Source organism: Paenarthrobacter sp. NPDC090522 (genome assembly GCF_044769225.1).
Classification (GTDB): Bacteria; Actinomycetota; Actinomycetes; order Actinomycetales; family Micrococcaceae; genus Arthrobacter.
This window is the reverse complement of sequence record NZ_JBIVXL010000004.1, coordinates 100,323-113,848: the sequence shown is the minus strand read 5'-3', so window position 1 is coordinate 113,848 and position 13,526 is coordinate 100,323. Positions and strand designations below refer to the sequence as shown.

Here is a 13,526-nt window from a genome sequence, read left to right as displayed (position 1 = left end):
CTTTCGCTTGCAGGCTAGGCCAGGTAATCCGGTGCAGCCTCCAGGCCGAAGTACTCTTCGAGAGTGGCAATGCCTTTGCTTGCCATGGCCGTGGCTGCCTCGACGCCGATGTACCGCAGGTGCCATGACTCGTAGTAGTAGCCGGTGATCTCATGGAACATCCACGGGTAGCGGACCACGAAGCCGTACTTATGGGCGTTGGCTTTTGCCCAGACGGCTGCGGGCTGGTCAGCGAAGCACGGTTGGAAGCTGCATGCGCCGCCACCGTCAGCGATGTCGAAGGACCAACCGGTTTGGTGCTCCGAGTAGCCCGGGCGGGCGGAGGCCCGGTCCGCGGCTGCCTGTCCGCTGCTGGTGACGTATCCGTTGTACGTGGTGATCTGCGTCGAGTAGGAGCGGTAGCCAGAAGCCAGCGTCATGATGACGCCTTCGGCTGCAGCTGCGCCGAACATCTTTTCCGCGGCAGCCGCCGTCGTGCTGTTCAGAAGGGTGGCTTCGCCGCTGACGGCGAGGCGGATCTTCGGCTGCACCAGGTCGGCCGGCACATAGTTCTGCGGGTTGAGCGGCCTGTGCTTGTTGACCACCACCCACGGGCTGGTGGGGTCGGTGAGGGAGAACTGCGTGGTTGCCGCGCTCGACGGCGACGGCGACGGGCTGGGTGGGGTGCTGGTGGCGGCCGCCGCCGGGGTCACGCTGGGGGTGGCAGTGGGTGTGGCGCTGGGCGAAGCCGTGGGAGCGTCCGCAGCGGCAGGGGAGGGGGCCGTGCTGTCCGGGGTGCAGGCAGCCAAGGCAAGCATGCCGGCCCCTGCGGTGAGCAGGCCTGCGAAAGCACGTCGGCTGGGCTCGGGATGAGTCAACGGATCAGACCTTCCGCAGGAGCATGCGCCTGATGGAGTGATCCGCATCTTTGGTCAGGACCAATTGTGCGCGTCCCCGGGTGGGCAACACGTTCTCCTCGAGGTTGGGCTCGTTGATGCGCTTCCAGATGCCGCGGGCCGTGGATTCGGCGTCGTCGTCGGAGAGGGTGGCGTAGCGGTGGAAGTAGGATTCCGGCTGGGCGAAGGCCGTGGAACGCAGCTTGCGGAACCGGTCCACGTACCACTCTTCAATGTAGGAGGTCTTGGCGTCCACATAGATGGAGAAGTCGAAGAAGTCGCTCAGGGCCAGCCCCTGCTTGCCATCGATGCGGGGCCTGGCAGGGGCCAGGACATTGAGGCCTTCCACGATCAGCACGTCAGGGCGGCGCACCACTACCTCCCGTCCCGGCACGATGTCATAGGTCACGTGCGAGTACCACGGCGCCCGGACTTCCTCCGCTCCACCCTTGACCTCCGACACAAAACGCAACAGCGCGCGGCGGTCGTAGGACTCCGGAAAACCCTTGCGTTCCAGGAGGTGCCGGCGTTTGAGCTCAGCCAGGGGATAGAGGAATCCGTCGGTCGTAATGAGCTCCACATTGGGCGTGCCGGGCCAGCGGCGCAGCATTTCGCGGAGCACGCGGGCGATGGTGGATTTGCCTACGGCCACGGATCCTGCCACCCCGATGACAAAAGGGGTACGTTGCGTCTGTTCGCCGAGGAACGTGGTGGTAGCGGCGTGGAGCTGGTGCGAGGCCTCGACGTAGAGGTGCAGGAGGCGTGAAAGCGGGAGATAGACCTCCCGGACTTCCTTCATGTCCAGGGGATCGCCGAGGCCGCGGAGGCGGAAAATGTCCTCTTCGTTAAGGGGCTGCTCCATCTGGGCCGCAAGCCGGGACCAGGTGTGTCGATCGAGCTCAACAAAGGGAGAAGCGCCGTCGCCGTTTGCTTCGGTGCGTTGCAAAGTCACGCTCACGATTCTGCCCTTCACGCGGCGGAACAGGAAATGCGCGACGACGGCACAGTGAATTGTCAGTGATGCACGCCCCGCCGGCGGGAAAGGAGGGGGGATGTCCCACGTCAGTTGTTTGACTGAGCCGGTAGGCTTGGACCCATGTGTGGAATCGTAGGCTATGTTGGCAATTCGTCTCGTAAGGCAGCTGGTCACAGCGCCCTTGACGTCGTTGTGGAGGGGCTGCGTCGTCTTGAGTACCGCGGCTACGACTCCGCCGGCGTCGCAGTAGTGGCTGACGGGACCATCTCGTCCCGGAAGAAGTCCGGAAAGCTGAGCAATCTGGTCAGCGAACTTGAAGCAAACCCGGTCCCGGAATCCCTGACCGGCATTGGCCACACCCGTTGGGCCACGCATGGTGGACCCACCGATGGCAACGCCCACCCGCACCTTTCCGACGGCGGGCGCCTCGCCTTGATCCACAACGGGATCATCGAAAACTTCGCAGAGCTTAAGCAGGAACTGCTGGCCAAGGGCGTCACCTTCTTGTCCGAAACCGACACCGAGGTTGCGGCCGCCCTTCTGGGTGACATCTTCCGCAACGAGCTCAACGGCGACGCCGGCAACCTCACCCAGGCGATGCGCCTGGCCTGCCAGCGCCTCGAAGGAGCCTTCACGCTCCTGGCCGTCCACGCCGACCAGCCTGACGTGGTTGTCGCTGCCCGCCGCAACTCCCCACTGGTTGTGGGTCTTGGCGAGGGCGAGAACTTCCTGGGCTCCGACGTCTCCGGCTTCATCGACTACACCCGCCGTGCGGTCGAGCTGGGCCAGGACCAGATCGTGACCATCACCGCCGACTCCGTGGAGATCACCGACTTCTTCGGCGCTCCCGCAGAGGGCAAGGAATACCACGTCGACTGGGATCCCGCTTCCGCCGAAAAGGGCGGTTTCAGCTCCTTCATGGAGAAGGAAATCCACGACCAGCCCGACGCTGTCGGCCAGACGCTCCTGGGCCGCTCGGACCTCGACGGCAAGCTGACCCTGGATGAGCTCCGTATCGATCCGGAACTGCTCAAGCAGGTCAACAAGATCATCGTCCTGGCCTGCGGTACCGCAGCCTACGCCGGCCTCGTAGCCAAGTACGCCATTGAGAACTGGTGCCGCATCCCCACCGAGGTGGAGCTCGCCCACGAGTTCCGCTACCGCGATCCGATCGTGGACGCCAACACGCTGGTGGTTTCCATCAGCCAGTCCGGCGAAACCATGGATACCCTCATGGCCGTCCGCTACGCACGTGAGCAGGGCGCCAAGACCATCTCCATCTGCAACACCAACGGCTCCACCATTCCGCGTGAATCCGACGCTGTGCTGTACACCCACGCCGGTCCGGAAATCGCCGTTGCCTCCACCAAGGCGTTCCTTGCGCAGATCACCGCTGCCTACCTGTTGGGCCTGTACCTGGCACAGCTGCGCGGCAACATCTTCAGCGGCCAGATCAAGGATGTCCTGGCGGACCTCGGCAAGATTCCTGCCAAGATCCAGCAGATCCTGGACACTGCCGGTCCGTTGCGGGAACTCGCGCGCAGCATGAAGGACGAGAAGTCCGTGCTGTTCCTGGGCCGCCACGTTGGCTTCCCGGTGGCACTCGAGGGTGCCTTGAAGCTCAAGGAGATCGCGTACATCCACGCTGAGGGCTTCGCCGCCGGCGAACTCAAGCACGGCCCGATCGCCTTGATCGACGACGGCCAGCCGGTATTCGTGGTGGTTCCGTCACCGCGCGGCCGTGACTCCCTGCACTCCAAGGTAGTCAGCAACATCCAGGAAGTCCGCGCACGTGGTGCCCGCACCCTGGTGATTGCCGAGGAAGGCGACGAGTCGGTCAAGGACTACGCAGAGCACGTGTTCTACGTTCCCGAGACCCCCACGCTCCTCATGCCGCTGCTCACCACGGTTCCGCTGCAGATCTTTGCCGCAGAACTGGCCGGTGCCAAGGGCTACGACGTGGACCAGCCGCGTAACCTCGCCAAGAGCGTGACCGTAGAATAACCGCATGATTGTTGGCATTGGCGTAGACGTCGTAGACATCGAGCGGTTCGGGCGGCAGCTGGAACGGACCCCTGGCCTGAAGGAACGCTTGTTCGTTCCTGCTGAACGGGAACTCAACACCCGTTCCCTGGCTGCCCGTTTCGCGGCGAAGGAAGCCGTGGCCAAGGTTCTGGGGGCCCCTGCCGGCATGAACTGGCAGGACTGCTGGATCGGCCTGGACGAGAACGGTCCCACCGTGCAGGTCAAAGGCACGGTCCTGGCGGTCGCCGAGAGCAAGGGCGTCAAGCGCTGGCACTTGTCCATCAGCCACGACGGGGGCATCGCTACGGCGACTGTCCTTGCCGAGGGCTAGAGCGGGCACAAAAGAATAATGATCAGCGCCTTCACCGGACAACAGATCAGGGATGCGGAAAAACCGTTCCTGGACTCCGGTGGAGGCGCTGTTCTCATGCAACGGGCCGCTCACGGGCTGGCGCAGGAAGTTGTCCGGGAGATAAGCAAACGCCGCAGGCTGGCAGGAGCCGGCGTCGCCGTCCTGGTGGGCAAGGGCAACAACGGCGGTGACGGCCTCTTCGCCGCGGCCATGCTGGCGGGGCGGGGAATGCGTACGACGGCGGTACTCGCCTCGGACGGTGCCCACGCCGAGGGCTTGGCCTCCTTTGTGGCGGCAGGCGGCCGGGTGCTCAGGCTGGACGCCGGCAACGCCGAGGAGCTTGCGGTTTTCTGCGCAGGTGCCGACGTGCTGATCGACGCCCTCCTGGGAACAGGTGCCCGGGGTGGCTTGCGTGGAGCCGCAGCCGAGTTGGTATCCCTGATCCAGGAACTTGGTCCCACTTGCGTTGTAGCCTGCGATGTCCCCAGTGGGCTGGACGCCAACACGGGCGAGGTCCACTGGCCGGTCCTGGAGGCCGACATCACCGTCACTTTCGGGGGTACCAAGGCGGGGCTCGTGGTCGATCCCGGCGAAGGTTGCGCGGGACGGGTAGTTGTTGTGGAGATCGGCATCGAGGCTCCGTTTTGGTTGCTCCCTCCCGAAGTGCGCCGCCTGGCGTCATCCGATCTTGCACGCGTGCTTCCCAAACCGGAGCGGCGTTCGCAGAAGTACACGCGCGGCGTCCTGGGCGTGGTGGCGGGTTCATCCCGGTACGTCGGGGCCGCCGCGTTGTGCGTCCACGCTGCAGCCCTGTCAGGGGTGGGCATGGTCAGGTACCTGGGACCCGAAGCCGCGGCCCGGCAGGTCCTCTCCGTTACTCCTGAAGCGTTATGGGAAGCCGGGGAACCAGGGCGGGTCCAGGCCTGGCTCGTAGGGCCGGGCGTTGACGGCGACGAGCAGCGAGACCGCGTCAAGAACGCGATGACGGCGGCGCTTGGGGCTGGAACGCCGATGATCGTCGATGCCGGCGCCTTGTCCCTGCTGCCGCAGAAGTGCCCTGCAAACTGGATCCTGACCCCTCACGCCGGCGAACTGGCCACGCTCCTGGCCGCGTTGCCTGCCACCGGCGACGTGGCTGTCACCCGTGACGACGTGGAAGCACGTCCACTGCACTTTGTCCGCCAGGCGGCCGAACTCACCGGGGCCACAGTGCTCCTGAAGGGTGCCACCACACTGGTGGCGTCGCCGTCGGGCGTTGTCTTCAGCCAGTCCGAAGGCACGCCGTGGATGGCAACCGCGGGGAGTGGTGACGTGCTGGCGGGCATCCTGGGCGCCTTGGCGGCCCAATCCACGGATGCGTTGACTGACGACGACGGCGCCTACGCCGCCCTTGGACTTGAACGGGACGATCGATGGGCTGCCGTGGCTGCCGTGGCGGCAAGCGTCCATGGCCGCGCAGGCTCTGCCGCGTCACAGGAATTCGATGGAGGACCCCTTACTGCCTCTGCGATCAAGAACGCGGTACCCCGCGTTCTTGGTTCGCTGTACGCGGAATGCGACCGAACAAGACCATAAGGTTACTGTCCGTGTCATAGGTCATGAGTAGGCTTGCAGCAGTTGTTCGCATCACCCAGAGGAGAACGCATGGAAGTCTGGCCTGGATCGGCTTATCCGCTCGGTGCCACCTTTGACGGTACCGGCACAAACTTTGCGCTGTTCAGCGAAAAGGCAGAAAAGGTAGAGCTGTGCCTCTTCGACGACGACGGTGAGGAAGTCCGCGTCGAACTCAAGGAAGTGGACGGCTACGTCTGGCACTGTTACCTGCCCCAGGTACAGCCCGGACAGAAATATGGCTATCGCGTGCACGGTCCCTACGACCCCGACTCGGGCCAGCGCTTCAACGCCAACAAGCTGCTGTTGGACCCGTACGCGAAAGCAATCCACCGGCAAATCGACTGGGACCCGTCCCTCTTCGCCTACAACCTGGGAGACCCGGAATCCCGCAACGATGAAGACTCCGCGCCGCACATGATGCTGGGCGTGGTCATCAATCCGTTCTTCGATTGGGACGGCGACAAGCTCCTGCGGATTCCGTACCACAAGTCGGTGATCTACGAGGCCCACGTCAAGGGACTCACCCAGTTGCACCCCGAGATTCCCGAAGAGCAGCGCGGTACCTATGCCGGCGTCGCGCATCCCGCCGTGATTTCCCACTTGCAGAAGCTGGGCATCACCGCGATCGAGCTCATGCCCGTGCACCAGTTCGTCAATGACGGCATCCTGCAGGACAAGGGCCTGAACAACTACTGGGGCTACAACACCATCGGCTTTTTCGCCCCGCACAACAGCTACAGTTCCAAGGGCGATACCGGCCAGCAGGTGCAGGACTTCAAGGCCATGGTTCGCTCCCTTCACAACGCCGGTATCGAAGTGATCCTGGACGTCGTCTACAACCACACCGCGGAAGGCAACCACCTGGGTCCCACGCTGTCCTTCAAGGGCATCGACAACTCGGCCTACTACCGCCTGGTGGAAGACGACCAGAAGTACTACATGGACTACACCGGAACGGGTAACTCCCTGAACGTCCGCAGCCCGCACTCCCTGCAGCTCCTTATGGACTCCCTCCGGTACTGGGTCACCGAGATGCACGTTGACGGCTTCCGCTTCGACCTCGCATCCACGCTGGCCCGCGAGTTCTATGACGTGGACAAGCTCTCCAGCTTCTTCGAACTCATCCAGCAGGACCCGGTGGTCTCCCAGGTAAAGCTCATCGCCGAGCCGTGGGACGTCGGTCCCGGCGGATACCAGGTGGGCAACTTCCCGCCTCAGTGGACGGAATGGAACGGCAAGTATCGGGACACCGTCCGCGACTTCTGGCGCGGCGAACCCTCCACGCTCGGCGAATTCGCCTCCCGCCTCACGGGATCCGCGGACCTTTACGAGCACTCAGGCCGCCGGCCTGTCGCCTCCATCAACTTCGTCACGGCCCATGACGGCTTCACGCTCGCGGACCTGGTGTCCTACAACGAGAAGCACAACGAGGCCAACGGCGAGGACAACAACGACGGCGAATCCCACAACCGCTCGTGGAACTGCGGCGTGGAGGGACCCACGGACGATCCCACGGTCATGGGCCTGCGCGCACGCCAGCAGCGGAACTTCATTGCCTCGCTCTTCCTGTCCCAAGGCGTGCCCATGCTCCTGCACGGCGACGAGCTGGGCCGGACCCAACAGGGCAACAACAATGGGTACTGCCAGGACTCCGAGATCACGTGGATCAACTGGGAGAACGTCGATCAGCCTTTGATTGAGTTCACCGCGGCAGTGAGCGCGCTTCGCGCCAAGCACCCCAGCCTGCGCCGCAGCCGTTTCTTCGATGGCCGGCCAGCGGTCCGTGGCGAGGGTGAGCGTCTCCCGGACATCGTGTGGCTCGACGCCGACGCCAGCACCATGACGCCCGAGGACTGGGACACCGCCTTGGGGCGCTCCGTTGGCGTGTTCCTCAACGGGGACGGCATCCGCGGCCGGGACCACCAGGGCCGCCGGATCACCGACGTGAACTTCCTGCTGTACTTCAACGCGGACCAGGAGGAAGTGGGCTTCCGCATTCCGTCGGACGAGTACGCCCCGGCGTGGGACGTCATGATCGATACCGGCGGGGAAGGGGCCGATGCGGGCGTGGTCAAGGCGGACCAGATCCTGATGGTCGCCGGTAAGTCCCTCGTGGTGTTGCGCGCCCATACGGCTCCGGAGATCGAGCCGGACCACTCCGTCGCTGCATCGCTGGCTGCCCTGACCCACACCAGCACGCCGGAGACCGCGTCCATGACGGCGCCGGCTGTGACGTCGCTGCCCTTGGAGTACAAGGACGACGATGCCGGGGCCGAGGCTGCCGGCGATGAGGCCGCCGACGCTGCTCCCGACAACGCAGAAGCCAAGGAGGAGAAGGCGTGAAGACTCCTGTCTCCACCTACCGGCTCCAGATCCGCCCCGGGTTCACCCTGCAGGAGGCCGCCGGGCTCACAGAGTATCTCCATCGGCTGGGCGTGGATTGGGTCTACCTTTCACCCATCCTGACCGCCGAAGAAGGCTCGGACCACGGTTACGACGTCACCGATCCGTCCTCTGTGGATCCTTCCCGCGGAGGCGAAGAGGGCCTGGCGGCTCTGTCCAAGGCGGCGCACGGGCTGGGCCTTGGGGTCCTGGCGGACATTGTTCCCAACCACATGGGTGTAGCCACCCCCCGGCAGAACGCCTGGTGGTGGAACCTCCTTAAAGAAGGGCGTTCATCCAAGTACGCCGAAGCTTTCGACGTGGACTGGGACTTTGGCGGAGGAAAGATCCGCGTCCCGGTCCTGGGCAGCGATGACGATCTTGACCAGCTGACCGTGGCGGACGGCGAGCTGCACTATTACGATCACCGCTTCCCGCTGGCGGATGGAACCTACAGCGAGGGCGACGATCCCCGCGAGGTGCACGTCCGGCAGCACTACGAACTCGTGGGGTGGCGTCGGGCGGATGCCGAGCTGAACTACCGGCGTTTCTTCGCGGTCAATAGTCTGGCGGGCGTCCGCGTTGAGGTTCCCTGGGTCTTCGACGAATCCCATCAGGAGATCGTGCGCTGGTTCCGCGAGGGCCTGGTCGATGGCCTCAGGATTGACCACCCGGACGGCCTCGCCGATCCCGAGGGGTACCTGGCCAGGCTGCGTGAGGCAACGGGCGGCGCCTACCTGCTGGTGGAGAAAATCCTGGAACCAGGGGAGAAGCTCCCGGAAACCTTCCAGTGCGAGGGCACCACCGGCTACGACGCGCTCGCCGACGTGGACCGCCTGTTCGTGGACCCAGCGGCTGAGCCCTTCCTGGACGATCTCGATGCCCGGCTGCGGGCCGAGCCGGAACCGGCCGACTATCAGGCCATGATCCACGGAACCAAGCGGCGAATCGCCGATGGCATCCTCCGCTCCGAGGTCCTTCGCTTGTCCCGGCTGGTTGCAGAGACACCGGCATTGCCCCGCCTTGAAGTGGCCGATGCCTTGGCTGAGATCATCTGCTGGTTCCCGATCTACCGGACCTACCTGCCGTACAGCCAAGAGGTACTGGAGGAAGTGGTGCACCACGCCGCACGGCACCGCCCGGAGCTCAAGGGTGTCCTCGATGCCCTGCTCCCGCTTCTCACGGACACGTCGGGAGAACTGGCCCGCAGGTTCCAGCAGACCTCGGGCATGGTGATGGCCAAGGGTGTGGAGGACACCGCGTTCTTCAGGTACACCCGCTTGGGCACGTTGACGGAAGTGGGCGCCGACCCCACGGAATTCGCCATTTCCACCGAGGTGTTCCACGAACGCATGGCCCGTCGCCAGGCCGAGCTTCCGTTGTCCATGACCACGCTCAGCACCCACGACACCAAGCGCAGCGAGGATGCCCGTGCCCGCATCTCCGTCATCTCGGAGTCGGTGCCGGAATGGGAGCTCTTCCTGGGAACCGTGCAGGAGCGGGTCACCATCCCGGACGGTCCGCTGGCCGCGCTGGTGTGGCAGGCGATTGCCGGGGCATGGCCCGCTGACCGCAGCCGGCTGCAGTCCTACGCGCTTAAGGCAGCACGTGAGGCGGGCAATTCCACCAACTGGACCGATCCGGACCTGGACTTCGAACGCCACGTGGCTGCCGCCGTCGACTCCGTCTTTGACGATCCCGAAGTGGAAGCCGCGCTGGACAACTTCGTCGCCGAACTGGAGCCCTACGGAACGTCCAACTCGCTGTCCGCCAAGCTCATCCAGCTGACCATGCCCGGCGTCCCGGATGTCTACCAAGGCACCGAGTTCCGGGACGGTTCGCTGACCGACCCGGACAACAGGCGGCCCGTGGATTTCGAGGCCCGGATCGCGGCGTTGGCCGAACTCGATTCCGGTGCCAAGCCGGAGTACACCGAAGAAGAGGCCAAGCTGTTGGTGGTTTCCCGCGCTCTTCGCCTGCGCCGTGATCACCCCGAGCTGTTTGGCGGCTACCGTCCCGTCCAGGCCACTGGGGAAGCGGCCGGACACGTGGTTGCGTTTGACCGCGGACCGGAGGGACGCGGGGTCCTGACCGTGGCTACGCGCCTGCCCAAGCGTTTGGCAAGCGACGGCGGCTGGCGGGATACGGCTATCGAGATTCCCGTGGACAGTCGCGATGAACTGACGGGGACTGCCTACCCTGCTGGACCGTTGCAGCTCGGCACCCTCCTGGAGCAGTACCCGGTGGCCCTTTTGGTCCCCGTCGACTGACGATCCGACGAACACAGGCAACGCACGCTGACAAACACAGGGAGCATGATGTTGGAGCACGCTGGAGAAGGACTTTTTGATGTCTGGGCACCGAACGCCGCTTCGGTGACGCTGCTTGCGGATGGCCGCGAGTACCCCATGGAGCAAAACCACGACGCCGGAGCACGGGGTTGGTGGCGCGCCCCGGCTGACATCGTGGTCGGTGACGGCGCGAGTTACGGCTACAAAGTTGATGGCGAAGGTCCGTTCCCGGATCCGCGGTCCCGGCGGCAGCCCGACGGCGTCCACGGATTGTCGGCGACGTTCGACGCCACTGTCCACGAGTGGCAGGACCAGGCGTGGAAAGGCCGTGGGCTCAAGGGTGCCCTCATTTACGAGATGCACCTGGGTACCTTCACTCCCGAGGGGACGCTGGAAGCTGCTGCCGGGAAACTGGATTACCTGGTGGAATTGGGCGTCGACTTCATTGAACTCCTGCCGGTGAATGCCTTCAACGGCGTCCACAATTGGGGCTACGACGGCGTGCTGTGGTACGCGGTCCACGAAGCCTATGGGGGCCCGGCAGCCTACCAACGGTTTGTTGATGCCGCCCACCAGGCCGGGCTTGGCGTGATCCAGGACGTGGTCTACAACCACCTCGGCCCGAGCGGCAACTACCTCCCCAAGTTCGGGCCGTACCTGAAGTCCGGAGAGGGGAACACGTGGGGCGACTCCGTTAACCTTGACGGCCAGGACTCCGATGGGGTCCGCCGGTACATCCTGGAGAACGCAGCCATGTGGCTGCGCGACTACCACGTTGATGGCCTTCGCTTGGACGCGGTCCACGCACTCCGCGACGAACGCGCAGTGCACATCCTGGAAGACTTCGGGGCCTTGGGGGACCGCATCGAAGCAGAAACCGGCATCCCGAGGACGCTGATCGCGGAATCGGACCTGAACAACCCGCGGCTCATCTATCCCCGGAAGGACAACGGCTACGGCCTGGCGGGGCAATGGAGCGATGACTTCCACCACGCGCTCCATGTAAACCTGAGCGGAGAGACCACCGGGTACTACGGGGATTTCGACTCCCTCGCCGTCCTGGCCAAGGTCCTTGAGCACGGCTTCCTGCACGACGGAAGCTATTCCAGCTTCCGTGGACGCCATCATGGCCGGCCCATCCGGCATGACCTGGCGCACCCGTCCGCGTTGGTGGTCTGCCTGCAGAACCATGACCAGATCGGGAACCGGGCCATCGGGGACCGGCTCACGGAGACGTTGTCCGACGGGAAGCTGGCCATCGGTGCCGTCCTCACCATGACCTCGCCGTTCACGCCCATGCTCTTCATGGGCGAGGAATTCGCCGCCTCCACACCCTGGCAGTTCTTCACCTCCCACCCGGAGCCAGACCTGGGGAAGGCCACGGCGGAAGGGCGGATCAAGGAATTCGAACGCATGGGCTGGGATCCCGCGGTGGTTCCCGATCCCCAGGACCCGGAAACCTTCCTGCGCTCCAAGCTGAAGTGGGAGGAGGCCGGGGAAGGCAGGCATGCACGGCTGCTGGGGCTCTACCGGGATTTAGCACAGTTGCGCCGCGAAAACCCGGAGCTGGTGGACGGTGGATTCTCCGAGACAGCCGTGGAGTTCGACGAAGACGAGCACTGGCTTCAGTTTTCGCGCGGTGGGGTACGGGTGGTCTGCAACTTTGGCGCAGAGGCCTTGGAAACCCCGGTGGAGGGATCCTTGCTCCTGTCCACCGACCACGAAGCAGCCCTGAACGAAGGCAAGCTCACCCTCCCCGGTGAGAGCGCCGCCGTCGTTCGCGTCAACTAAGCGGTACCGAAGAGAGGTGACGGCGCCCACATAGCGGACGGCGCCGTCACCACTCCCGGCGCGGTGGCAGGATGGTACGTATGACTTATTCGGCTGCGGAAAACCGCTACGAAACCATGCCCTACCGCCGCGTCGGACGCAGTGGCCTGAAGCTCCCCGCCATTTCGCTGGGCCTCTGGCACAACTTCGGTGACGACAAGCGGTTCGACGAACAGCGCGCCATCCTGCGCCGGGCGTTCGACCTGGGCGTCAACCACTTCGACCTCGCCAACAACTACGGCCCACCGGACGGATCCGCCGAAACGAACTTCGGCCGGCACCTGAAGGACGACTTCAAGCCCTACCGTGACGAACTCGTCATTTCCACCAAGGCCGGCTACTACATGTGGCCCGGCCCCTACGGTGAGTGGGGCTCCCGCAAGTACCTCATCTCCAGCCTGGACCAGTCGCTGCAGCGCATGGGCCTGGAATACGTGGACATCTTCTACAGCCACCGCCCTGACCCCGAAACGCCGCTGGAAGAAACCATGGGCGCCCTGGACTACGCAGTCCGCTCGGGCAAGGCCCTGTACGCCGGCATCTCCTCCTACACCCCGGAGCAGACCCTGGAAGCGGCCCGGATCCTGAAGGAACTCGGCACCCCGCTGCTGATCCACCAGCCCAGCTATTCCATGCTGAACCGCTGGACCGAAGATGGCTCACCCAACCTCTACGAAGCCCTGGACCAGGTGGGCGCAGGCTCCATTGCGTTCTCGCCGCTCGCCCAGGGTATGCTGACCAACCGCTACCTCAACGGAGTCCCGGCTGACTCCCGGGCGGCCAAGGAGCGTTTCCTGTCCGAGGCCTCCTTGACGGAAGACAGGTTGAACCGGGTGCGGGGCCTGAACGCGATCGCCGAAGGACGCGGCCAGTCCCTGGCGCAGATGGCGATTGCCTGGATCCTCCGCGACCAGCCCAAGGGTTCGCCGGTCACGTCTGCGCTGGTGGGGGCATCCAGCGTCACCCAGCTCGAAGACACCTTGGGCGCCCTCAACAACCTTTCCTTCACGGACGAGGAGCTCACCGCGATCGACGAATTCGCCGTGGAATCGGACATCAACCGCTGGGCACAAAAATAGCCTCAAGCAACTGACACATTCGGAGGGGGGCCAGCCGGGAATAACGGCAGCCCCTCTCCTGTTGGTTAGAATGCAAAAGTATGCGCCGAATGGCGCCGTGCC

Annotated in this window: 9 protein-coding genes; 7 read left to right on the top strand and 2 right to left on the bottom strand. The window is 64.6% G+C overall.

Annotation, left to right across the window (positions count from 1 at the left end):
- Positions 1-14: 14 nt before the first annotated feature.
- The gene (locus ACIQT2_RS06095) at positions 15-797 is read right to left on the bottom strand and encodes a D-alanyl-D-alanine carboxypeptidase family protein (protein WP_402944984.1); all 783 of its coding nucleotides are present in this window, start codon (positions 795-797) and stop codon (positions 15-17) included.
- Between the two features lie 64 nt (positions 798-861).
- Positions 862-1,833 carry a type I pantothenate kinase gene (coaA, locus tag ACIQT2_RS06090; protein ID WP_397325817.1) on the bottom strand — a complete coding sequence of 324 codons (972 nt, stop codon included), beginning with the start codon at positions 1,831-1,833 and terminating at the stop codon, positions 862-864.
- Positions 1,834-1,971: 138 nt separating this feature from the next.
- Between coaA and glmS the strand changes: the two genes are divergently transcribed.
- The 7 genes from glmS (at position 1,972) to mgrA (ending at position 13,424) form a co-directional block, all read left to right on the top strand.
- Entirely contained in the window at positions 1,972-3,855 is a 1,884-nt protein-coding gene (glmS, locus tag ACIQT2_RS06085) for a glutamine--fructose-6-phosphate transaminase (isomerizing) (protein WP_397325816.1), read from the top strand.
- A gap of 4 nt (positions 3,856-3,859) precedes the next feature.
- A complete protein-coding gene (locus ACIQT2_RS06080; protein WP_397325815.1) occupies positions 3,860-4,207 on the top strand; it encodes a holo-ACP synthase in 348 nt (115 codons plus the stop codon).
- Positions 4,208-4,225: 18 nt separating this feature from the next.
- On the top strand, positions 4,226-5,803 hold the full coding sequence (locus tag ACIQT2_RS06075) for an NAD(P)H-hydrate dehydratase (protein ID WP_402944563.1): 1,578 nt from the start codon (positions 4,226-4,228) through the stop codon (positions 5,801-5,803).
- Positions 5,804-5,872: 69 nt separating this feature from the next.
- Complete coding sequence (gene glgX / locus ACIQT2_RS06070; protein WP_402944561.1) at positions 5,873-8,185, top strand: glycogen debranching protein GlgX; 2,313 nt, start codon at positions 5,873-5,875, stop codon at positions 8,183-8,185.
- Complete coding sequence (gene treY, locus ACIQT2_RS06065) at positions 8,182-10,494, top strand: malto-oligosyltrehalose synthase (protein ID WP_402944559.1); 2,313 nt, start codon at positions 8,182-8,184, stop codon at positions 10,492-10,494. The genes glgX and treY overlap by 4 nt, the downstream gene beginning before the upstream one ends.
- 48 nt (positions 10,495-10,542) lie before the next feature.
- Entirely contained in the window at positions 10,543-12,306 is a 1,764-nt protein-coding gene (gene treZ / locus ACIQT2_RS06060) for a malto-oligosyltrehalose trehalohydrolase (RefSeq protein WP_402944981.1), read from the top strand.
- An 80-nt stretch (positions 12,307-12,386) separates the two neighbouring features.
- Positions 12,387-13,424, top strand: coding sequence for an L-glyceraldehyde 3-phosphate reductase (mgrA, locus tag ACIQT2_RS06055; RefSeq protein ID WP_402944556.1), 1,038 nt, complete (start codon positions 12,387-12,389; stop codon positions 13,422-13,424).
- Positions 13,425-13,526 lie beyond the last annotated feature (102 nt).

Coding starts and splice junctions, on each gene's coding strand:
- ACIQT2_RS06095 (WP_402944984.1), bottom strand. CDS start 797: ATGCTTGCCTTGGCTGCCTGCACCCCGGACAGCACGGCCCCCTCCCCT.
- glmS (WP_397325816.1), top strand. CDS start 1,972: ATGTGTGGAATCGTAGGCTATGTTGGCAATTCGTCTCGTAAGGCAGCT.
- ACIQT2_RS06080 (WP_397325815.1), top strand. CDS start 3,860: ATGATTGTTGGCATTGGCGTAGACGTCGTAGACATCGAGCGGTTCGGG.
- ACIQT2_RS06075 (WP_402944563.1), top strand. CDS start 4,226: ATGATCAGCGCCTTCACCGGACAACAGATCAGGGATGCGGAAAAACCG.
- glgX (WP_402944561.1), top strand. CDS start 5,873: ATGGAAGTCTGGCCTGGATCGGCTTATCCGCTCGGTGCCACCTTTGAC.
- treZ (WP_402944981.1), top strand. CDS start 10,543: ATGTTGGAGCACGCTGGAGAAGGACTTTTTGATGTCTGGGCACCGAAC.
- mgrA (WP_402944556.1), top strand. CDS start 12,387: ATGACTTATTCGGCTGCGGAAAACCGCTACGAAACCATGCCCTACCGC.